This is a genomic window from Micromonospora sp. NPDC049047, assembly GCF_040649135.1.
Lineage (GTDB): Bacteria > Actinomycetota > Actinomycetes > Mycobacteriales > Micromonosporaceae > Micromonospora.
Genome location: NZ_JBEZEY010000031.1, coordinates 49624 through 70139, shown reverse-complemented (window position 1 = coordinate 70139; position 20516 = coordinate 49624). Strand labels below are relative to the sequence as shown.

Genomic DNA, 20516 nt, shown 5'->3' with positions numbered 1-20516 from the left:
CGATGAGCCTGACCGTGTTGATGAACGCCGGCCCGTGGTTGGCCGTGCCGCCGCCCGGTTACGGCGGCATCGAGAACGTGATCGCCACGCTGGTGCCGGAGCTGCGGCGACTCGGCGTACGGGTGGTGCTCGCCTCGGTGGGCAGCAGCACCCTGCCGGTGGACGAACGGGTGTCGGTGTTCGCCGACGGGCAGTTCGCCTCGTTGCAGCGGCCGTACAACCAGGTCTGCGGGATCGCCCAGGCGCACCTGGCCGGGGTGGTGCGGGAGTTGCACTCGCGCGACGACATCGACCTCGTGCACGACCACGTGGAGGCGGTCGGCCTGGCCACTCTCGCGGCGATGGGACCGGCCGGGCCGCCGACCCTGCACACCCTGCACTGGGACCTGGCCAAGCACCCGGCGCTCTACGGCAGCCTGGACGGCGGCGACCGGGTCCGGGTGAACGGCGTCTCCGCGTCGCAACTGGCCCGCGCTCCGCTGGCGTTGCGGGAGCACTCGGTGGGGCACGTGCACCTGTCCACCCCGCTCGCCGTCGACGCCGACCGGCGACCGCGACCGGAGAAGGGCGAGCACCTGCTCATCCTGGGCCGGATCAACCCGGGCAAGGGGCAGGACGTGGGTGCCCGACTCGCGCATCGCGTCGGTTTCCCGCTGGTCCTGGCGGGGCCGGTCGGGCCGTACCATCGGCCCGCCGATCTCGCCGCGGCCGGCGACGAGGCCCGACAGAACCCGGACGTGCGGTTCTTCCTCGACGAGGTGGCGCCGCACGTCGACGGCGACCTGGTCCGCTGGGTCGGCACCGTGGCCGGTCAGGAGCGCGACGACCTGCTCGCCAGCGCCCGCGCGTCGCTGTTCCCGCTGCGCTGGGAGGAGCCGGGCGGCACGGCCGTCGTCGAGTCGTTGGCCCTTGGCACACCTGTGGTGGCCACGGCCCGGGGTTGTCTGCCGGAGCTGATCGAACACGGCCGCACCGGGCTGCTCAGCGCCGACGAGGAGGAGTTGGGCGACCTCGTCCGCTCGGCCGAGTTGCTCGACCCCGACGAGTGCCGGCGGGTCGCCGCGCAGCGGTTCACCCCCGCGGTGATGGCGCAGCGCTACGTCGAGTTGTACGAGCGGGTCCGTCAGCTGGCCAGCGCGCCGCGGCTGCTTCCCGCCTGACCAGCCCAGCGCTGGTGCTCGACGGTCCTAGCCGGCGGTGAGCACGGCGGCGACAGCGGCCACGCCGTCCTCGATCTCGGTCGTGGTACGGGCCGCGTAGCCGAGCACGAGACCTGGCGGGTAGGGCCGTTGGCAGTGCCAGGACAGCGGTTGCACCTTCACCCCCCGCGCCAACGTCGCCGCGGCCAGGTCGGTGTCCACCACGGCGTCGTCCAAGGTGATCATCAGGTGCAGGCCGGCGGCGGCGCCGTGCACAGTCGCCGACGGCAACGCTCGGGCCAGCGCGGCGATCATGGCGTCCCGCCGACGAATGTGTCGGCGGCGCAACAGGCGCAGGTGCCGCTCGAAGGCCCCGGAGGTCATCAGCTCGGCGAGCACCAGTTGCGGTAGCACAGCGTTGCCCAGGTCGGCGTTGCGCTTGGCGGTCACCACCGCCTCGCGCAGCCGCGGCGGCACGAGCAGCCAGCCGACCCGCAGGGCGGGGGCGAGCAGTTTGGAGACGCTGCCGGCGTAGCAGACCTGCTCGGGCAGCAGGCCACGCAGCGCCGGCACCGGTGAACGGTCGTAGCGGTGCTCGGCGTCGTAGTCGTCCTCGATGATCAGGCCGCCGGTTCGCGCCCAGGCGACGAGTTGGCGGCGGCGGTCACCGTCGAGCACCACACCGGTCGGGAACTGGTGCGCGGGGGTGAGCATCACCGCGGCCAGCCCGCTGGCGGCCAACTCGTCGACCCGTAGCCCGCCGTCGTCGACGGTGATCGGCGGGGTGTCCATCCGCCAGTTGTTCAGGTGCTGACGCACGCCGAGCGAACCCGGGTCCTCGACCCCGATCCGGTCGACGCCGACGGCGGTGAGTGCCTGGGCGAGCAGCCCGAGCGCCTGGGAGACGCCGGCCACGATGATCACCTCGGCGGGGTCGACGCTGATGCCGCGGTTGCGGGCCAACCAGGCGGCGACGGCCTGGCGCAGCGCCGGCGCACCGCACGGATCGCCGTAGCCGAGGTCGGCCGCGGCGAGGCGGCGCAGCACGCTCCGCTCGGCGCGCAGCCAGTCGGTGCGGGGAAAGGCGGTCAGGTCGGGTACGCCGGGCGTCAGGTCGATGGTCGCGCTCGCCGCGCGTACCGCGTCGAAGATGTCGGTGCCCGGAGCCGACGGGAACAGTGCGGCCGGGGGCGGCACGGCGGCCGGGGCGGTTGCCGGCGCGGTCGGCGCGGCGACGACAACGGTGCCCGCCCGGCCCCGGCCCGCCACCTGCCCCTCCTCGGTCAACCGCTGGTACGCCTCGGTGACCACGCCCCGCGACACGCCGAGGTCGGCGGCGAGCACCCGGGTCGGCGGCAGCCGCGCACCGGCCGGCACCCGCCCGTCGGCGATGGCCTGACGCAACCGGTTGGTCAGCCAGTCGGCCCGCCCGCCCGGCGGCGCGTCGGCGATGGTCAGGTGCAGAAAGTCCGATCCCGCCGTTATGGACCTGTCGGATGCCCTCGGTTTGGCCCTGCTCATCGGACCATCTTGGCAGCAGAGTGGATCCGGTACCGCCCCACCACACCGGCCGGAGGACGACAGTGACCATTGCCTTCCTGGTCACCACGCTGGTCGTGGTGGTCACCCCCGGCACCGGGGTGTTCTTCACCCTCTCCGCCGGGCTGTCCCGGGGGGCCCGCGCCGGCGTGGTCGCCGCGTTCGCCTGCACGCTCGGCACGCTGCCGCACCTGCTGGCGGCGATGACCGGGCTGGCCGCGCTGTTGCAGACCAGCGCCGTGGCCTTCGACATCGTCAGGTATCTCGGGGTCGGCTACCTGCTCTATCTGGCCTGGTCCATCGCCCGCGACCGCGACGCCTTCACGGCCACTACCGATCCCGCGCCCCGCTCGGCGCTCCGGGTGATCATCTCAGGCGTGGTGGTCAACCTGCTGAACCCGAAGCCGACGCTGTTCTTCGTCGCGTTCCTGCCCCAGTTCGTCGGCGCCAGCACCGTCGGCTCGACCCGGGCGATGCTCGCCTGCGGCGCGGTGTTCATGCTGCTCACCTTCGTGGTGTTCAGCGGCTACGGCATCTTCGCGGCCCGGGTGCGGGACCGGGTGCTGACCCGACCCCGCGTCACCGACTGGCTGCGGCGATCCGTCGCCGGCACGTTCGTCGCGCTCGGCGTGACCCTCGCCCTCACCCAACGATAGGAGTGCCGTGCAGTTCGAGCATTCGGCGCAGCTGCGCGCCGCGTACCCCGATCTGGTCGCTGGTGTGGTCCACGCGACAGGCATCACCGCCACCGCCGACGTGACACGGCGGACGGCCGAGCACCTGGCCGCCGCCCGCAGCCGGCTGGCCGGCGGGCCGGAGAGCGGGTTCCCGGAGATCCAGGCGTGGCGGCGGGCGTACGCGGCGATGGGGTTGCCGCCCACCCGGTACCGGTGCGCGGCGGAGGCGTTGCTGCGTCGGCTGCGCCTGGACGGTGAGTTGCCCCGGCTCCACCCGCTTGTCGACCTCTGCAACGCCGTCTCGGCCGCGTACGCCACCCCGATCGCCGCGCTCGACCTGGACCGGATCGACGGTGACCTGGTGGTCCGGCCCGCGCACGGCGACGAGGAATACCACACCTTCGCCGGCGGCACCGAACATCCCGAGCCGGGCGAGGTGACCTTCACCGACGCCGCCGGACGGGCCCACGCCCGACGCTGGACGAACCGGCAGAGCGGTTGGTCCGCCGTACGGGCCAACACGTCGTCGGTGCTGATCGTCGCCGAGGCGCTGCACGCCGGGGCGCTACCGACAATGACCCGCCTGGTCGCCACGCTGGTGCGGGAGGTGACCGACGGGTGGTCCGCGCCGACGGCAAGCGCGGTGCTGACCGCCGCCGCGCCCCGCTTCAACGCCATCAGCACCGGTGGTGGCGTCGGTCAGGCGGTGTCGCCGGGGCGGAGGTGACGGTAGCCGGGGATCGTCTCACCGAACCAGCCGGCGACGCTGTCCAGGCCGCGCTCGTTGAGCTGCGCGTCGTGGATCGGGTACGCGGCGTCGGCGCCCACTGCGGCGGCGAACCGGATCGCCTCGTCGAGGCGCAGCCAGGACCCCTGGGCCGGGACGAGCACCGTGTGCACCGGCTCGTCGGGCACGTGCAGCGCGTCGCCGGGGTGGTAGAGCCCGTCGCCGATCAGGTAGCCGAGGTTGGGGCAGTCCGGCTGGCCCCCGTGGATGGTGGCGTGCCGGCCGCCGTGGGCGCTTACCTCGATGCCGGCCGCCGTGAAGCGTTGCCCGGCGCGAACCCGGGTGACCGGCAGCGGGGCGAGGTCCGGCAGTCGGGCACCGGCCGGGGCGTACACGGGGACGCCCCGGCCGGCCAGGCGCAGCACGTCGACGTGGTCGGTGTGCTCGTGGGTGACAAGGACGGCGTCCGCGCCGACGAGGGCGGCCGGCTCGCTCCACGTCCCCGGGTCGACGACGAGCACCCCGCCGTCGTGCTCGATCCGGACGCAGGCGTGCGTGAATCGGGTGATCCGCATCCGACGACGGTACGCGACCCGAGGCGATCGGGTCGGCCCGGCCGAGGTGGTCACGCGGGGTGCCCGGGCGGGACCCGAACCGCCCCGGGGTCGCCGTGCCTCGGTCTGGAACCTGGTCAGCGCCGCTCGCCAGCGGCCGTGCGCAGGATGTGGAGGAACTGCGCGGCGAACACCGCCAGCGCGGACCAGCGACCAGGCCGACCGCATGGTGCCCTCGTCGGTCACGGCGTCGACGAAGAAGTCGTGCTGGCCGGCGAACCGGTGGTGGTAGTACGCACGGATGCGCTGGATCCGCCACAGGCCCAACTGTCGGTCCCATTCGGGACAGCGAGCGGCAAAGCCGGCACGTATCCTCCGCATTCTGGTGCTTTGTGGGCGCCGGTGGGCCGGCCGTCGACGGGAGGGGACCGGATGCCCGAGTGGGCTGGTCGGGGTGGGCGGCAACGACGGGCCTTCGGCGTCGGTGGGGCACTGCTCGGGATCGCCGTCGTCATGCTGGTCGGCGCCTGGCGCAGCACCGGTTTCCTCAGCGACCTGCTGCTCAACCTCGGTGCCAGCGTCGTGCTCGCGGCCATCTCGTACGTCATCTTCGACCCGCTGTTCGAGGAGGCCCGCAAGGCGCGGGTGCAGGAGCACCTGAGCTTCGACCAGCAGGCGTTCGTGACCCGGCTGCACCGCTCCGGCCGCCGGGTGCGCATCCTCGACACCTGGACGATCCTGCTTGAGCAGCGACACCGCGAGGAGACCCTGAGCGCGATCCGGGCGGCGCTCGGCAACGGCGCCCAGGTGCAGCTGCTGCTGCTCGATCCGGACTGCACCGCCGCGCAGCAACGCTCGGAGGAGCTGGAACGCCAGCGGGTGGATGTGCCCCGGCAGATCCGCACCAACCTGCGCCACCTGGCCGCCTTCGCCGAAGCCCTCGACTCCCGGCTGCGGCAGCGCCTCCAGGTCCGGCTCTACGACGCGTCCCCGTCGATCCAGCTCTACCAGTGGGACGGGCGGGCGTTGATCTCGTTCTTCCCGATCGGGAAGCTGTCGTTCAACGTCCCCCAGCTCGAGGTGGACATGGACAGCCCGTGGGGCGGGTTCGTGCACGCCCGGTTCGAGGAGCTGTGGGAGCACGAACAGGCGACCCTGGACCTGGACCGGTACTGGTCGGTCCTTGTCACGCTGCGCCACGACGACTCGGACGTGGTCGAGGTGCGCGTGCCGTACGTGCTGGTGGACGGGCAGCACTACGTCGACTGCCGTGGGTTCCGGGTGACCGGGCCGTTGACCGTGCGAGCCATGCTGCCGCCCCGCTCGCCCGGGGCGTCGCCCGCGGTGTTCGCGCTCGCGGAGCCCGCCGACGGCGACCACACACCTGTCGACGTCGTGAAACGGCACTTCGACCAGAAGTACGGGCACGACGACGGGGATCGGGCGATCCACCGGTTGGTGCCGCCACCGGGCGGTGCTCGCCCCCCGGCGGCCAGCTAGCGCGGTGCACCCGCCGGGACCGGTCGGCCCGACGCACGGGACAATTGTGGTCCCATCCCGAACCGCGGAGGACCACCCACGTGTCGCCAAGCACCACACCGTCGCCCGGGTCGACGCCCCTGCGGGCCGACTGCGGACGCTGCTTCGGCCTGTGCTGCGTGGTGCCCGCGTTCGCCCGATCGGCGGACTTCGCCATCGACAAGCCGGCCGGGCGGGCCTGCCCGAACCTGCGCCCGGACCACCGCTGCGGCATCCACACCGAGCTGCGGCAACGCGGCTTCCCCGGCTGCACCGTGTTCGACTGCTTCGGGGCGGGGCAGCAGGTCGCCCAGGTCACCTTCGGCGGGCGGGACTGGCGGGACGCGCCGGAGACGCTGCCGGCCATGGCGGAGGCGTTCGCGGTGCTACGGCCCCTGCACGAACTGCTCTGGTACGTCACCGAGGCGCTGGCGCTACACCCCCCGGCCGACCTGCGCGAGGAACTGACCCGCGCCCGCGCCGAGACGGCGGCACTCACCGAGGGTGACCCCGCGCAGCTGCGCACCGTGGACGTCGCCGCGCACCGGGACCGGGTCAACCCGCTGCTGTCGCAGGCCAGCGCCGCGGCCCGCTCCCCCGGCGGCGCCGACCACCGGGGCGCGCACCTGCCCGGCGTCGACCTGCGCCGGGCCGACCTGCGCCGGGCCAACCTGCGCGGGGCGCTGCTGATCGGCGCCGACCTGCGGGGCGTCGACCTGAGCCAGGCCGACGTCACCGGCGCGGACCTGCGCGGGGCCGACCTGGGCGGCGCGGACCTGCGGCGCACCCTCTTCCTGCACCAGACCCAGCTGGACGCCGCCCGGGGCGACACGCGCACCGGCCTGCCGCAGCCGCTCACCCGGCCGGCGCACTGGACGACGCTGCCGCTCACCCCGGTCCGCCAGCGGTCGCGTTCCGGTGCCCCTGCGCGGCGCGACCGACGACGCTGAACACGGCGAGTCGGGCACGCGCGACGACACCCCCACACCGGGCGCGAGGTTTCGGCCGCGGCGACGCCGGGTAGCCAGCGCCGACGCGAACCGGCATCGACGGGGGGCACGGCGTGAGCTACCGAAATCGCCAGGGTGAGCAGCCGGGCAACCCGCAGCACAGCGAGGACGAGGCCGGCCAGGTGCCACTGGTGCAGGTCGAGGCGGACACCGAGGTGCCCGCACCGCCGGACACCGACGTCCGGCCGGACATCGTGACCGAACCCGACAACTCGGGTGTCGTCGGCGGTTCGTCCGGCAGCAGCGGCGGCGGGTCAAGCATGCCGGGGCACCCGGACGCGACCCGCTGACCCAAGCTCAGCGGCTGGTCAGCGCCGCCCGCGCCTCGGTCATGCCCTTGTTGGCCAGCCCGTCGGCCCGCTCGTTCTCCGGATGCCCGTTGTGCCCCTTGACCCACAGCCAGGTGACCTCGTGCCGTGCACAGGCCGCCTCCAGCCGCTGCCACAGGTCGGCGTTCTTCACCGGCTGCTTCGCGGCGGTCCGCCAACCGTTGCGCTTCCAGGACGCCAGCCAACTGGTGATGCCGTTGCGCACGTACGTGCTGTCGGTGTGCAGCTCGACGGTGACCGGCCGATTCAGGCTCTCCAACGCCTGGATGGCCGCCATCAGCTCCATCCGGTTGTTGGTGGTGGGCGTGGCCTCGCCGCCGCACAGCTCCCGCTCGTGGTCGCCGTAGCGCAGCAGCGCACCCCAACCACCCGGGCCGGGGTTGCCGCTGCACGCCCCGTCGGTCCAGATCTGTACGCCCCTGCCGGCCGCCGCGTCCACCATGCCCGGCAACCTACCGGGCGCTGAGCGCCCCCTGACCGCACGGGTGGCCGGCACGCCGAGGCGGCACCGCGCAGCAGTCGACGCCGGTCCGGTCAGCCGCGGTCCGGGCTCCGCGCCCCGCCGACCACGGCGGGCGGGATGGCCGGCGCGGGCCGGGTGGGGCGGGTCCGATCGCGGACGCGGTGCACGGCGTCGCCGGCGGTAGCGACGATCATCGGCAACAGCCGGGTGGAATTCATGATCGCGACCTCCTCGGCCGGGGTGGTCCGACCGTCGAGGAAACGCAACACCCGCTCGGCCGGGTTGCGGTCGAAGAGCCGGTCGAAGAACTCGGGGCCGCCCACCCCGCCCCGGTCCAGCGCCCGCAGCGCCACCGCGTCCATCCAGCGATGCCGGCGCGGGTACGCCGCCTGCGGCACCGGCGGTCGGCCCGCCGCGAGGGCGCGGGCCACCTGGTCGGCCTGGCGGTACATGGCGGAGAAGGTGAAGCCGGTGGAGGGGCGGGTCGCGCCACCGGCAGTGCCGAGCCGGACCACCCGGGGGGTGGGGCGGGCCGGGAACGGCGCGTCGGTCATCGGGATCACCCCGTTCTCCACCTCGCGCACCCGCAGCCCGGCCGGGTCGAGCCCGAGCAGGTCCCGGTAGCCGGCCAGCGCCGTGTCGTACCCGGCGTCGGTGAGCAGGTCCGGCGAGAACTCGGTGTACTCGACAAGGGCGTAGCGGTCACTCACCGGCAGCACGTACCCGAAGGAGACGCCCCGGGGCGGCTGCGGGGTGCGGAAGTCCATCAACACCGCGCGGGCCGGGTCGAACACCGGGCGGTCGGCCTCCAGCCACCATCCCCGGAAGTGCTGCAACCAGGTGGTCCGCCCCGCTCGGGCCGGTGGACGGGGGCGCGAGTCGAGCACCCAGCCGGCCCGTACGGTGCGCCCGTCGCCGGTCCGCACCAGCACGCGGGTGCCGTCGTCGCGCACGGTGTCGGCGGGCGCGACGATCCGGGTGGCGTCGAGCCGACGCTCGGCTGCGGCAGCCTGGTCGTAGACCGGGCCGGAGCGGAGCATGGCGTACCGCAGCGGGGTGAGGTCCAGGACCCGACGCCGGACCGCCGTGGCCACCTCGACCTGCTGCCAGCTCGCGCTGAGCAGCGGGTCCAGGTCGGTGTCGGGCTGGCCCCAGAACGCCCAGGTGCGGTCCTGACCGCGTCGGCGCACCGGGTCGACGACGGCGATGCGCAGGCCGCGAACGCCGTGCCGGTCCAGCGCGGCGAGCAGCAACGACGCCGCGCCGCCACCACCGAGCAACGCGAGGTCGACATCGAGCGGCGCGGAATCGGTCACCGCCCCACGCTGTCACACCGCCGCGCCCGCTCGCGCGTCGCCACCCGACGACGGTGCCCCGGGGTGGGAGTCGGTCGCGGCTGCCCGCGCTCGGCGTCGTCCAGAGGCGCCACCGCGACAGGTTGACAGGCAACCGTATGGTTGCCTACGTTGACATGCAACCACATGGTTGCCTGTTGACGGAGGGTCGATGGACGACGTTTTCCGGGCGCTCGCCGATCCCAGCCGGCGTCGACTGCTCGACCGGCTCAACGAACGCAACGGCCAGACCCTGCGCGAGCTCTGCGACGGGCTGGCGACGAGTCGACAGGCGGTCAGCAAGCACCTCTCGGCGCTGGAGGCGGCGCAGCTCGTCACGAGCGTTCGGCGTGGCCGGGAAAAGGTGCACTACCTGAACGCCGCGCCGATCAACGCCATCGCCGACAGATGGCTCAGCCGCTACGACCGCGAGCGAGCCGCCGCGCTCGCCGACCTGAGCACCGCATTGGAGCGACAGTCCATGGAGAGTCAGGCATTCGTCTACACCACCTACGTCAGGACCACCCCGCAGCGGCTCTGGGCCGCGCTCACCGAACCGGCCTTCACCCGCCGCTACTGGGGCGGCGCCGCGATGGCGTCCGACTGGCAGGTCGGCTCCCCGGTGCTGTGGCAGGACTCGCCGGACGACGAGCCCCGCGACCTCGGTCAGCGGGTGCTCGTCGCCGAGCCGTACCGGCGCCTCTCGTACAGTTGGCACGGCTTCCAGCCCGAGCACGCCGAGCACTTCGGCTGGTCACCCGAGGACCTGGCCGCCCGGCTCGCCGAGCGTCGGTCGAAGGTGACCTTCGAGATCGAGCCACACGGCGACACTGCCGTCCGGCTGACCGTCATCCACGACGACTTCTCCCCCGACAGCGAGATGCGGCGGGCGATCAGCGGCCAACTCGACGGCAGCGGCGGCTGGCCGGAGCTGCTGGCCGACCTCAAGACCCTGCTGGAGACCGGCGAGCCGATCCTCGCCCAGCCCGCCGGCTGACCTGTCACGCCCACCGGATCGCGGACAGCCGACGCCATACCTCGCCATCGACCCAACGGCGACAGCCCGGGCAGCGGGGACGTCGATCGGAGCACCGGTGCCGCTCGGGCCGTCCGGGCCTTTGCGCAGCTCTCCCGGCCTTCGGGTGGACACGTGACGGCAACGAGGATTTCTCATTTTCACCTGATCGAGGACCCAACCCACCTAGTGTTGGGCACACCGGTGCTAGTCACGGAGTTGGCCACCCGAACGACGTCCCACGCAGTCAGCGGACGAAAAGTGAGGGAAGACGCGTATGAAGGTCTCAACAGCACTCTGCTCGGCGGCGCTCGGCGTGGGCCTCGGCACGCTCCTGCTGCCAGGCGCCGCACTGGCCGACACCACTGTGTCACCGGCCACCACTCCGGTCGGTGGGACCGTCGTGCTCACCGCGACGACCTGCAACCCGAAGTCGGGTGACGCCCTCTTCCGGGTCACCGGGCCCAACCGCGACCAGAACGTCCGATCCACCACGGCCGCCGCCGGCGGCGGACTGAGCGCCGAACTCTTCACCGCCGGGTTCACCCTGGGCACCTACACGGTGGCGGCGACCTGCGGCGACGGCAGCTCGGCCGGCACCGCCACGTTCACCGTCACCCCGATCGGCGGCGCACCGGCCGGCTCCGGCGGCGACAGCCGCGACACCGGCACGCTGGCCGCCGGTGGCACCCTGCTCGGCACCGCCCTCGCCGGCGCGGTGGTCCTGATCCGCCGGCGGCGTCCGGCGTCCACTGTCGCCTGATCGGCGACTGCTCCATCCCTGAGGACGGGTGCCCGTGCCGGCGACACCGGCGCGGGCACCCCGACGACGCCCAACGGAGGTGTGCCCACGTGTGGTGGCGGCGGACCCTACCGGCGGTGGTGGCCCTGCTCGGCGTGAGCGGGCTCGGGCTGATCACCGTCGGCCTCACCGCCGACCCGACGCGGCCACCGCCCCCGCCGGCCGACGCGCCGCGCCGCACCCGCCCCGCACCGGACCTGGCGCCGCTGCCCCGCGCCGCGCCGGTCCGGGTGCAGATCACCGCCATCGACGTCCGCGCCGAGGTCGTCCCGGTCGGTGCCGACGCGGCCGGGGTGCTCGAGGTGCCGCCACTGGACCGGCCCACAGTCGCCGGCTGGTACCGGCACGGGGTCAGCCCCGGCGAAACCGGCAACGCCGTCCTGGTGGGACACGTCGACTCCCCCGCCGGACCGGCGGTCTTCTTCGACCTCGGTCGGCTACGCGCCGGCGAACAGATCCAGGTCACCCGCGCCGACGCGCAGGTCGCCACGTTCACCGTGGACGACGTCCGCGCGTACCCGAAGGAGCACTTTCCCAGCACCCTCGTCTACGGCCCGGCGGCCACCGCCGGGCTGCGCCTGATCACCTGCGGCGGCCGGTTCGACGCCACTACCGGCAACTACGTCGACAACGTCGTCGTCTTCGCCACCCGCACCGGCTGAGCACCGTCGCCCGACTGTCGGACGTCGGACCCGGCTCGGCAGAATGCGGTGACACCATCCCCGCGGGCACCGTGACCGGGGCGGTGCGCGGGCGACGGGGAGGCACGCGGTGGATCAGCGACCGGTACGGGACCGGGCGGGTCGAGGCGTACGCGCCCTGGCCCGTCGACTGCTCGGCCGGGTCGAGGGCGACTCCCCCACCCCGCGCCGGTCCAACCCGGACGCGGTGGTCGACTGTGCCGTCTACGTCAACGGTCGGCGCGAGCCCGGTCGACCGCACTACGCCGACGCGTACGCCCAGGCCCGGCACGCGCGCAACGCCTTCGTGTGGCTGGGCCTGCACGACCCGGGACCGGCCGTGCTCGCCGCTGTGGGCCGGACCTTCGGCCTCGACGAGCTGACCGTCGAGCAGGCGCTCGCCGACGGGCACCGGCCCACTGTGCAGCGGCACGGGTCGGTCACCCTGCTGGTGCTGCGCACCGCCGGGTACGTGGAACACGACGAGCTGACCGACACCTCCGAGGTGATCGACACCGGGGACGTGATGGTGCTGCTCGGCGACCGGTTCGCCATCACCGTGCGGCACGGCGCGGCCGGGGCGCTGCGCAGCGTCCGTGCCGACATCGAGCGCCGCCCCGCGCTGCTGGCCGCCGGGCCCTGGGCGGTGGCGTACGCGGTCTGCGCCCGGATGGTCGACTCCTACCTGGAGGTGGCCGGGCACGTGGAGCGGGATCTGGAACGGGTCGAGGAGGCGGTGTTCGCCCGCGACCGCAGCGCCGACATCCAGCACATCTACCAGCTCAAACGGGAGGTGGTGGAGTTCAAACGGGCGGTGTTGCCGTTGCAGGCGCCGATGCGGACGCTGCTCGACCCCGAGGGCCCACCACGCGCCCTGCACCGCTGGTTCGTCGACGTGGACGGCCGGCTGAGCCGGGCCGTCGACCGGGTCGCCGCGTACGACGACCTGCTCACCTCGATCGTGCAGTCCCGGTTGGCGCAGCTCGCCGTCGAACAGAACAACGACATGCGCAAGATCGCGGCGTGGGCGGCCATCGCCGCCACCCAGACCGGCATCGCCGGCATCTACGGCATGAACTTCGACCACATGCCCGAGTTGGCCTGGCGCTACGGCTACGCCGGTGCCATCTGCCTGATGGCCGTGGTCGCCCTGGGCCTGTACCGGCTGTTCCGGCGCTCGGGTTGGCTCTGACGCCGCGGGCGTGCGGCACCGGGCGGGCAGCGGCTAATCTCGCAGCCGTGATGTGGCAGCGGTACGTGGCGATCGGCGACAGCACCACCGAAGGGCTCGACGACCCGGACGAGGCGGGCGGCTACCGGGGCTGGGCCGACCGGTTCGCGCTGGCGGTGGCCGAGGCACAGGGCGGCGGGCTGGACTACGCGAACCTGGCCATCCGGGGCCGGACCACCGCGCAGATCCGGGCCGAGCAGCTGCAACCCGCCCTCGACCTCGCACCCGACCTGGCCACAGTGGTCGCCGGCATGAACGACGTGCTGCGCCCCTCGTTCGACGCGGAGCAGGTCGCGGGAGACGTGGAGGCGATGCAGCGGGCGCTCGTCGGGCAGGGCGCCACCGTGCTGACGTTCACGATGCCGGACCCCGCCACGGTGATGCCCCTGGCCCGGCCACTGCGGGGCCGGATGCTCGCGCTCAACGAGGCGATGCGCGCCGCCACCGCGCGGACCGGGGCGTCCCTTGTCGACCTGGGTGCCCTCCCGGTCGCCTCCGATCCCCGGCTGTGGAGCGACGACCGGCTGCACGCCAACAGCGCCGGGCACGAGCGGATCGCCGCCGCGCTGGCGTACACCGTCGGGCTGCCCGGGTTCGACGACTCCTGGAAGGCCTCGTTGCCGCCGGCGCCGCCGCGCCGCCGCGGGGAGGTGCTCGGCGCCGAGCTGGCCTGGACCCGCCGGCACCTGCTGCCCTGGCTGGTCCGGCACCTGCGCGGCAGGTCGTCCGGGGACGACCGGGTCGCGAAGCGGCCGGTGCCCCTGCCGGTGGCGTTGGGCCGGTGACGGCCGGCCGCCGGGGCCGCTCGGCGGTGCGGCAGGATGGCGGCGTGGGCAAGCGTGCGGGACGACGACGGGCGGGCGCGACGACACCGCCGGCCTGCCCGTGCGGCTCCGGCCAGGCGTACGCCGCCTGTTGCGCGCCCGTGCACGCCGGCGACGCGCAGGCACCGACCGCCGAGGCGTTGATGCGCTCCCGGTTCAGCGCCTTCGCCCTGGGCGACACCGGTTACCTGCTGCGCAGCTGGCACTCCTCGACCCGGCCGGAGGACCTTGAGCTGAGCCCGGCACAGCGGTGGACCCGACTGGAGATCATCGACACCGAGCGGGGTGGCCTGCTCGACACCGCCGGCACCGTGACGTTCCACGCCCACTACCGGGACGCGGGCCGCCCCGGCACGATCATCGAACGCAGCAGGTTCGTCCGCGAGGACGGCCGATGGGTCTACCTCGACGGCGACGTGGCCTGATCCCGCGCCGGTGGCCGAGTCTGCCCCGTAGGATGACAGTGGCGTCGTCCTACGCCCGCACCCCTTCCGGCGCTCACGCCGCCGGCCGCGCGGAGGCGAAGGGGGGCCTGGAGCCCTCGGGACGAGTCGAACGGAGACCACCGATGACCATGACGTTCATCAACCTGCCGGTGCGCGACCTGACCACCGCCGCCGAGTTCTACCAGGCGCTCGGCTTCACCAGCGACCAGACCGGGCCGGAGGGCGACACCATGGCGCTCACCGTCTCCGACACCACCCGGCTGATGCTGCACCTCCGCTCGGCCTTCGAGACGTACACCGGGGTCGCCACCACGGACACGGCAACAAGCCGGGAGGTCATCGTCGGCCTGTCGGCCCGGAGCAGGGAGCAGGTCGACGAGCTTGTCGACAGGGCCGTGGTCGCCGGCGGGGAGTCGCTCGGGTCGGGGATCGTCAACGGGCCGATGTACATGCGCGGCTTCCGCGACCTTGACGGCCACCAGTGGTCGTTCCTGCACCTGGCCGGCTGAGTGAGGGCCCGGCGGCGGCCACACCGCCGCCGGGCGCCGGGTCAGCCGGGGTCGCGTGCCAGGCTCGCGGTGCTGCCGCTGGGCACTGCCGCGCCGCGCCGGCGGCGGGTCAGCAGCACCACCGCCACCACGAGGTACGCCCCGGCGGTCAGCGCGAACGCCACCGCGTTGCCGGCCGCCGTGGCGAGCAGGCCGTAGCCGGCGTACGTCACGATGACCAGCACGTCGGTGGCCATCCCGGCCAGGGAGGTGACGGTGGCGCGGCTGGTGCCGGTGACCCGGGCCTGGAGCCGCGCGTCGGCAAGCACGGTGGCCAACTGCGCCGCGCCGAAGGCCACCGCGAGCAGCACGAACCCCGCCGGGTGCCGGAGCAGGGCCCCTGCGGCCAGCGCGACGCCGACCAGCCCCGGCAGCGCGGCGTACCCTCGACTGCCCAGCCGCTCTCCCGCCGGGGCGAGCAGCCCGCCGACTGTCACCCCGGCCCAGAGCAGCAGGAGCAGCAGGGGCACCGCCTGCGCCCCGACGCCGGTGTCCAGGGCCAGCAGCGGCGTGTACTCGTCCAGGGCACCCCAGTCGGCAGCGACAACGGCCACCAGCAGCACGGCGTTCCGTACCGGCGCACGGGTGCGGACCTGCGCCACCGCCGCCCGCAGCGTGTCCCACCACCCCAGGTTTCCGTCATCGTCGTCCAGCTCGGACGTTTGTCGGGTCGACCCGGTGGCTGGCGTGCGGTGCTCCGGAAACCGGGTGGCGACGATGCTGGCCAGCAGGCAGGCGAGCACGCTGGCCGCGCCGACCGCCGGGTACCCGCCGGCCGCGAGCACCGGGCCGGCGAGCACCCCGGAGAGCACCACGCCCAGCACACCCGCCGTCCGCGCCCGGCCGAGCACCCGGGCGTAGCGGCCGGTCGCGCCGAGCCGGTCCAGTTCGGTCCAGACCAACGCCTCCTGGGCACCGGAGACCAGTGCGCCACCCGCGCCCCAGAGCAGGAAACCGACGGCGAATGCCGGGTACGACGGCACCAGCACCCAGAGCGCGAACCCGGCGGCGGCCACCAGCGGGCCGAGGCACAGCAGCAGCCGTCGGGACACCACGTCGGCCCACGCACCGGAGGGCACCTCGAACAGGATGCCGGCCACCGACCAGATGACGAAGAGCGACGAGATCTGCCCCACCGACAGTCCGCTGTCGATGAAGAACACCACGTACAGCGGGTAGAGCAGCACGAGGTCACTGAGGAACGCGTACCCGTAGAGGGTGGTCGTCAGCCGGCGGACCGCCGGGTCGGGCACGCGGGTGGCGCTGGGGATCATTTGGCCTTCCCGTGGGAGTGGAGACGGACACCGGACGTGCGGTGCCCGTGGCGGCCCACGGTTTCGGCCGACGCTGCTGGATCAATGTCGCCAGGTCATGCCCGCGATGCTAGACAACCGGCGCGGCCACGGCCAGCGCTTTCGACGTGCCGGGCGAGCGGGGCGGGCAACGCGAGGCGGGACGGGATCAGATCGATCCCGCCCCGCCCCGTACTGCTGCGTCAGCGCCGGTCCACCGGCGGAATGACTGTGGTGGTCTCACTGTCGTCGCTGGCCCGCTGCCCGGGCACCGCGGGATCGGTGCCGCCCCGGACCACCTGGGTCGCGTCGGGGTCGACACCGGTGCCCACCGCCTGCGTGACGTCCGAGTCGGCCGAGCCCCTGACCACCTGGGTCGTGTCGTCGGTCGCGGCGGGCCGGGCCGGCGTCGGCGTCGTGTCGCCGGCGCCGCGACCGACCGGCTGGGTGACGTCGGAGCTGACCGGGAAGTGGACGACCTGGGTGGCCTCCGGGTCGGCGGGCCGGGTCACCACCTGGGTGGTGTCGGCGTCGGCGGGCCGGGTCACCACCTGGGTGGTGTCGGCGTCGGCGGGCCGGGTCACCACCTGGGTGGCCTCCGCGCCACCGGTGGTGGCCGACCGGCGGGCCAGCTCGGCCTCGGCGTCGCGGCGACCGGCCCGGTACGCGTGGGTGTGCTCGGCGATCAGCCGCGACTCCTGCTCGGCGCGGGTCAGCCACGACTCCCAGCGACTCTGCATCGGACGGATCAGGCCGCCGCCGACACCGACGACGAGGATGCCGCCGATCGTGGCCAGCACGGCGATCAGCACGGGCGTGGTGACCGCGGTGGCCACCCCGATCTGGTTCAGCGCGGCGATGACGCCGAGGCCGAGGATGAACACCGAGGCGATGGTGGCCAGCACCCGGCCGTAGGACAGCCCGCCGAGCGCGCCGCTGATGATGTCCTTCACCGCGTTGGCGATGGCGGCGGCGACCACGACGATGACGATCGCGACGAAGGCCCGGGGCAACCACGAGATCACCGCGGCGAGCAGGTCGGAGATCGGGTTCGGCCCCCAGATGCCGAAGGCGAGCTGAAGGGTGAACAGCAGCACCGCGTAGTAGACGAGCTTCGCGACGATGTCGCTGGCGTCGTACCGGGATCGGCTCAACGCGCGGCGGATGCCGCCGCGTTCGACGGCGCGGTCGAAGCCCACCCGTTCCAGGACCTTCTCCACGATCTTCAGGACGGCCTTGGCGATCAGCCAACCAGCCACCAGGATCGCCAGGAACGCGACGGCCTTGGGCAGGAAGAGCATCACCGAACGGAGGGCGTCGCCCACCGCGTCGCTGACGTTGTCACTCATCTGGTCATTCCTTTACGCGCAGCCGGGGATGGTCAGTCCCCGACCTACCCCCGAGCCGACGTGGGGAAACGCCAGCCACTGCCGGCCCGATCAGCTGGATCACGGACCGGGACCCCTAGCGCGCGGGCAAGCCCTGGCAATATCCTCCGGGATACGTGCGGCCACTGGAGCTACTTTTCATCCCCCGCCGTCGGCCGCAGGAGGAGACACGATGCACGTCGACAATTCCGAAGTGGACCGGCGGACGCTGCTGCGCGCTGGTCTCGGCGCCGCCACGGTCGCCGTCGTCGGAAGCGAACTCGCCTTCCCCGGGGCGGCCCAGGCCGCCCCCGGCACCGACCTCGACTGGATCATCAGCTGCGACGAGTGGGCCGCCCGCCCGCCGAAGGACCCGCTGTCGGTGAGCGCCATCGCCACCAACAAGATCATCGTGCACCACATGGCGTTCCCGAACGTCACCGACTACTCCCGCGAGCAGGCGGTCAAGCTGGCCCACGACTGCCAGGACCTGCACATGGACGGCAACGGGTGGTCGGACACCGGCCAGCACTTCACGGTGAGCCGCGGCGGCTACGTGCTGGAGGGCCGTCGGGGCAGCCTGGAGCGCCTCGAAGCCGGCGACCGGCAGATGATCTCGGCGCACTGCCCGGGCGAGAACGGCCGGGCCATCGGCATCGAGAACGAGGGCACCTACGTCACCGAGACGCCGCCGAAGGCGCTTACCGACTCCCTGGTGAAGCTCTGCGTCGCGGTCTGCCGGCAGTACGGGCTGCACGCGTTCGACATCTTCGGCCACTGGGACTTCCGCACCACCGAGTGCCCGGGCGCCGCCTTCTACCGCCAGTTCCCGGACCTGCGGCGGCGGGTGCACGCCGCCCTCGGCACCACGCTCGGTGACGTGCCCGCGCGTCGCTGGCCGGACCTCTGGCGCTTCGTCAACTCCCCCTCCGTCCGGGTGGTGCAGCACCTGCTCGTCCACCGGGGCTACACGGTGACGGTCAGCGGCACGTTCGACGCCGCGACAGTGGCGGCCGTGCAGGACTGGCAGGCCCGCAACGGCATTGCGGTGGACGTGGACGCGACCCTCACCCCGCCGACCTGGGAGACCCTCGCGCCGGAGCTGGACCAGCACGCCACCGGTGCGCCGGTCACGGCAGTGCAGGAAATCCTCGCCACCAAGGGGTACGCGGTCACCGTCACCGGGGCGTACGACCACGCCACCCGGGCCGCCGTGCAGGACCTTCAGGCGCTGCACGGGCTGCCGCGCAACGGCAAGCTCAGCACGAGCACGTGGTGCACCATCGTCGGCGGGTCGGTCCGCGAGTCGTACCGGCACCGCTGAGCCTCGCCGGTGGCGGTGCGGGGCCGCCCCGCACCGCCACCAGCCAGCTCGCCGGTTTGATCCACGGGCCCGGCGGAAAGAGTCCTCGGTATGAGATGGGCCCGTCGAGCCGTACCCGCCGCTGCCGCCGCTGTCGCGGCGCTCGCCGCGCGGGATCTGATCCAGCGCGACCACGCGTTGCTGCGCAACTTTCCGGTGCTCGGCCGCGCCCGTTACCTGCTGGAGGCGATCGGGCCGGAGCTGCGGCAGTACATCGTGGCCGGCAACGACGAGGAACGCCCGTTCACCCGCGACCAGCGCCGCTGGGTGTACGCGTCGGCCAAGCAGGAGAACAACTACTTCGGCTTCGGCACTGACAACGACATCGAGCACACCCGCGGTTACCCGATCATCAAGCACCGCACGTTCGGCCGGGCGGTGCCGCCGTCGACCCCGACCGCCGGACACGACGTGCGGCTGCCCTGCGCGAAGGTGCTCGGCGCGGCCCGGGGGCGAGCCCGTGCCTTCCGCCCGGAGTCGGTGGTCAACATCTCCGGGATGAGCTTCGGCTCGCTCTCCGGCAACGCCGTCACCGCGTTGAACAAGGGAGCCGCGCTCGCCGGCTGTCTACAGAACACCGGCGAGGGCGGCCTGTCGCCGTACCACCGCAACGGCGGCGAACTGGTCTTCCAACTGGGCACCGCGTACTTCGGCTGCCGGGACGAGCACGGCCGGTTCAGCCTGGAGCGGCTGAAGGACCTGGTCGCCGGCGCACCCGTACGGGCATTGGAGATCAAGCTCAGCCAGGGCGCCAAGCCGAGCCTCGGCGGGCTGCTGCCCGGGGCGAAGGTGTCCGCCGAGATCGCCGCCACCCGGGGCATCCCGGCTGGTCAGGACTGCGTCAGCCCGTCCCGGCACGCCGAGTTCTCCGACTGTGACAGCCTGCTCGACTGGGTGGAGTTGCTGGCCACCGAGACGGGCCTGCCGGTCGGCATCAAGTCGGCGGTCGGTGACCTGGGCTTCTGGCGGGAGTTGGCGGACCTGATGCGCGACACCGGGCGGGGCGTGGACTTCGTGACGATCGACGGCGGCGAGGGTGGCACCGGCGCCGCGCCGCTGATCTTCAGCGACTCCGTGTCGCTCCCGTTCCAGCAGGGCTTCTCCCGGGTCTACAAGATCTTCGCCGAGCGGGACCTGCACGAGCGGGTGGTCTTCGCCGGCGGCGGCAAACTCGGCCTGCCGGACAACGCCATCGTGGCGTTCGCGCTCGGCTGCGACCTGGTAAACGTGGGCCGGGAGGCGATGCTGGCGATCGGCTGCGTCCAGGCCCAGAAGTGCCACACCGACACCTGCCCCACCGGGGTGGCGACGCAGAACGTCTGGCTGGCCCGCGGCCTGGACCCGGCGTCGAAGTCGGTCCGGGCGGCCAACTACCTGCGGACCCTGCGCCGCGACCTGACCAAGGTCGCCGAGGCCTGCGGCGTGGAACACCCCGGCCTGATCGGCACGGACGCCGTGGAGATCCTGGACGGCCGCACCGGCTCCACCCCACTGCACGAGGTGTACGGCTACCAGCCGCACTGGGGTCTGCCCTCGGCAGCCGACCAGGCGACGATCGTGCGCCTGATGACGCCGCAGGCACCGCAGGGCGGCAGCGCCCCACCCTCGGCCACCGCCGTCGGCTGACCCACGCCCGACCCGGCCCGCACGGCGTTCGG

General features: G+C 73.3%; 21 protein-coding genes. 15 read left to right on the top strand and 6 right to left on the bottom strand.

Going from position 1 to position 20516, the window contains the following annotated elements; translation table 11 throughout:
* Positions 1-2 precede the first annotated feature (2 nt).
* Entirely contained in the window at positions 3-1160 is a 1158-nt protein-coding gene (locus tag AB0B86_RS31560; protein ID WP_357406207.1) for a glycosyltransferase, read from the top strand.
* 27 nt (positions 1161-1187) lie between these two features.
* Here the strand turns inward: AB0B86_RS31560 and AB0B86_RS31555 are convergent, their stop codons facing one another.
* On the bottom strand, positions 1188-2660 hold the full coding sequence (locus tag AB0B86_RS31555) for a PLP-dependent aminotransferase family protein (RefSeq protein WP_357406205.1): 1473 nt from the start codon (positions 2658-2660) through the stop codon (positions 1188-1190).
* Positions 2661-2722: 62 nt separating this feature from the next.
* On the opposite strand from AB0B86_RS31555, the gene AB0B86_RS31550 reads away from it, so the two are divergent.
* Both AB0B86_RS31550 and AB0B86_RS31545 read left to right on the top strand, forming a co-directional pair.
* Positions 2723-3334, top strand: coding sequence for a LysE family translocator (locus AB0B86_RS31550; protein ID WP_357406203.1), 612 nt, complete (start codon positions 2723-2725; stop codon positions 3332-3334).
* A gap of 7 nt (positions 3335-3341) precedes the next feature.
* The gene (locus tag AB0B86_RS31545) at positions 3342-4082 is read left to right on the top strand and encodes a phenylalanine--tRNA ligase beta subunit-related protein (RefSeq protein WP_357406201.1); all 741 of its coding nucleotides are present in this window, start codon (positions 3342-3344) and stop codon (positions 4080-4082) included.
* Here the strand turns inward: AB0B86_RS31545 and AB0B86_RS31540 are convergent.
* Positions 4055-4657, bottom strand: a complete 603-nt coding sequence (locus AB0B86_RS31540; RefSeq protein ID WP_357406199.1) for an MBL fold metallo-hydrolase — start codon at positions 4655-4657, stop codon at positions 4055-4057. The two genes, AB0B86_RS31545 and AB0B86_RS31540, sit on opposite strands and share 28 nt — an antisense overlap.
* Positions 4658-5068: 411 nt before the next feature.
* Between AB0B86_RS31540 and AB0B86_RS31535 the strand changes: the two genes are divergently transcribed.
* The 3 genes from AB0B86_RS31535 (at position 5069) to AB0B86_RS31525 (ending at position 7454) form a co-directional block, all read left to right on the top strand.
* Positions 5069-6136, top strand: a complete 1068-nt coding sequence (locus AB0B86_RS31535; protein WP_357406197.1) for a DUF5919 domain-containing protein — start codon at positions 5069-5071, stop codon at positions 6134-6136.
* Between the two features lie 80 nt (positions 6137-6216).
* Positions 6217-7104, top strand: a complete 888-nt coding sequence (locus AB0B86_RS31530) for a pentapeptide repeat-containing protein (RefSeq protein ID WP_357420360.1) — start codon at positions 6217-6219, stop codon at positions 7102-7104.
* Positions 7105-7217: 113 nt separating this feature from the next.
* Positions 7218-7454, top strand: coding sequence for a preprotein translocase YidC (locus AB0B86_RS31525; RefSeq protein WP_357406193.1), 237 nt, complete (start codon positions 7218-7220; stop codon positions 7452-7454).
* Between the two features lie 7 nt (positions 7455-7461).
* On the opposite strand, the gene rnhA is transcribed toward AB0B86_RS31525, so the two are convergent.
* The gene (gene rnhA / locus AB0B86_RS31520) at positions 7462-7935 is read right to left on the bottom strand and encodes a ribonuclease HI (RefSeq protein WP_357406191.1); all 474 of its coding nucleotides are present in this window, start codon (positions 7933-7935) and stop codon (positions 7462-7464) included.
* Positions 7936-8027: 92 nt separating this feature from the next.
* Positions 8028-9272 (bottom strand): lycopene cyclase family protein, encoded by a 1245-nt coding sequence (locus AB0B86_RS31515; protein WP_357406188.1) that lies wholly within the window; start codon positions 9270-9272, stop codon positions 8028-8030.
* Between the two features lie 190 nt (positions 9273-9462).
* Here AB0B86_RS31515 and AB0B86_RS31510 point away from each other — a divergent pair, with 190 nt between their 5' ends.
* The 7 genes from AB0B86_RS31510 to AB0B86_RS31480 all read left to right on the top strand — a co-directional run bounded on the left by AB0B86_RS31510 (position 9463) and on the right by AB0B86_RS31480 (position 14797).
* The gene (locus AB0B86_RS31510) at positions 9463-10287 is read left to right on the top strand and encodes a metalloregulator ArsR/SmtB family transcription factor (RefSeq protein WP_357406187.1); all 825 of its coding nucleotides are present in this window, start codon (positions 9463-9465) and stop codon (positions 10285-10287) included.
* A gap of 295 nt (positions 10288-10582) precedes the next feature.
* A complete protein-coding gene (locus AB0B86_RS31505) occupies positions 10583-11068 on the top strand; it encodes a hypothetical protein (RefSeq protein ID WP_357406185.1) in 486 nt (161 codons plus the stop codon).
* 89 nt (positions 11069-11157) lie between these two features.
* Entirely contained in the window at positions 11158-11769 is a 612-nt protein-coding gene (locus AB0B86_RS31500) for a class F sortase (RefSeq protein WP_357406183.1), read from the top strand.
* A gap of 109 nt (positions 11770-11878) precedes the next feature.
* A complete protein-coding gene (locus tag AB0B86_RS31495) occupies positions 11879-12979 on the top strand; it encodes a magnesium and cobalt transport protein CorA (protein WP_357406181.1) in 1101 nt (366 codons plus the stop codon).
* A gap of 50 nt (positions 12980-13029) precedes the next feature.
* Positions 13030-13803 carry an SGNH/GDSL hydrolase family protein gene (locus AB0B86_RS31490; protein WP_357406426.1) on the top strand — a complete coding sequence of 258 codons (774 nt, stop codon included), beginning with the start codon at positions 13030-13032 and terminating at the stop codon, positions 13801-13803.
* A gap of 44 nt (positions 13804-13847) precedes the next feature.
* Positions 13848-14267: a YchJ family protein gene (locus AB0B86_RS31485; protein ID WP_357406179.1), complete on the top strand. Its 420-nt coding sequence runs from the start codon at positions 13848-13850 to the stop codon at positions 14265-14267.
* 143 nt (positions 14268-14410) lie between these two features.
* Positions 14411-14797: a VOC family protein gene (locus AB0B86_RS31480; protein ID WP_357406177.1), complete on the top strand. Its 387-nt coding sequence runs from the start codon at positions 14411-14413 to the stop codon at positions 14795-14797.
* A gap of 41 nt (positions 14798-14838) precedes the next feature.
* Here AB0B86_RS31480 and AB0B86_RS31475 read toward each other — a convergent pair whose 3' ends face one another.
* Positions 14839-16110 (bottom strand): MFS transporter, encoded by a 1272-nt coding sequence (locus tag AB0B86_RS31475; RefSeq protein ID WP_357406175.1) that lies wholly within the window; start codon positions 16108-16110, stop codon positions 14839-14841.
* 221 nt (positions 16111-16331) lie between these two features.
* Positions 16332-17477, bottom strand: a complete 1146-nt coding sequence (locus AB0B86_RS31470; RefSeq protein ID WP_357406173.1) for a hypothetical protein — start codon at positions 17475-17477, stop codon at positions 16332-16334.
* Between the two features lie 211 nt (positions 17478-17688).
* Here AB0B86_RS31470 and AB0B86_RS31465 point away from each other — a divergent pair, with 211 nt between their 5' ends.
* Together AB0B86_RS31465 and AB0B86_RS31460 are read left to right on the top strand one after the other, a co-directional pair.
* Positions 17689-18819, top strand: coding sequence for an N-acetylmuramoyl-L-alanine amidase (locus AB0B86_RS31465; RefSeq protein ID WP_357406171.1), 1131 nt, complete (start codon positions 17689-17691; stop codon positions 18817-18819).
* 90 nt (positions 18820-18909) lie between these two features.
* A complete protein-coding gene (locus tag AB0B86_RS31460; protein ID WP_357420357.1) occupies positions 18910-20484 on the top strand; it encodes an FMN-binding glutamate synthase family protein in 1575 nt (524 codons plus the stop codon).
* Positions 20485-20516 lie beyond the last annotated feature (32 nt).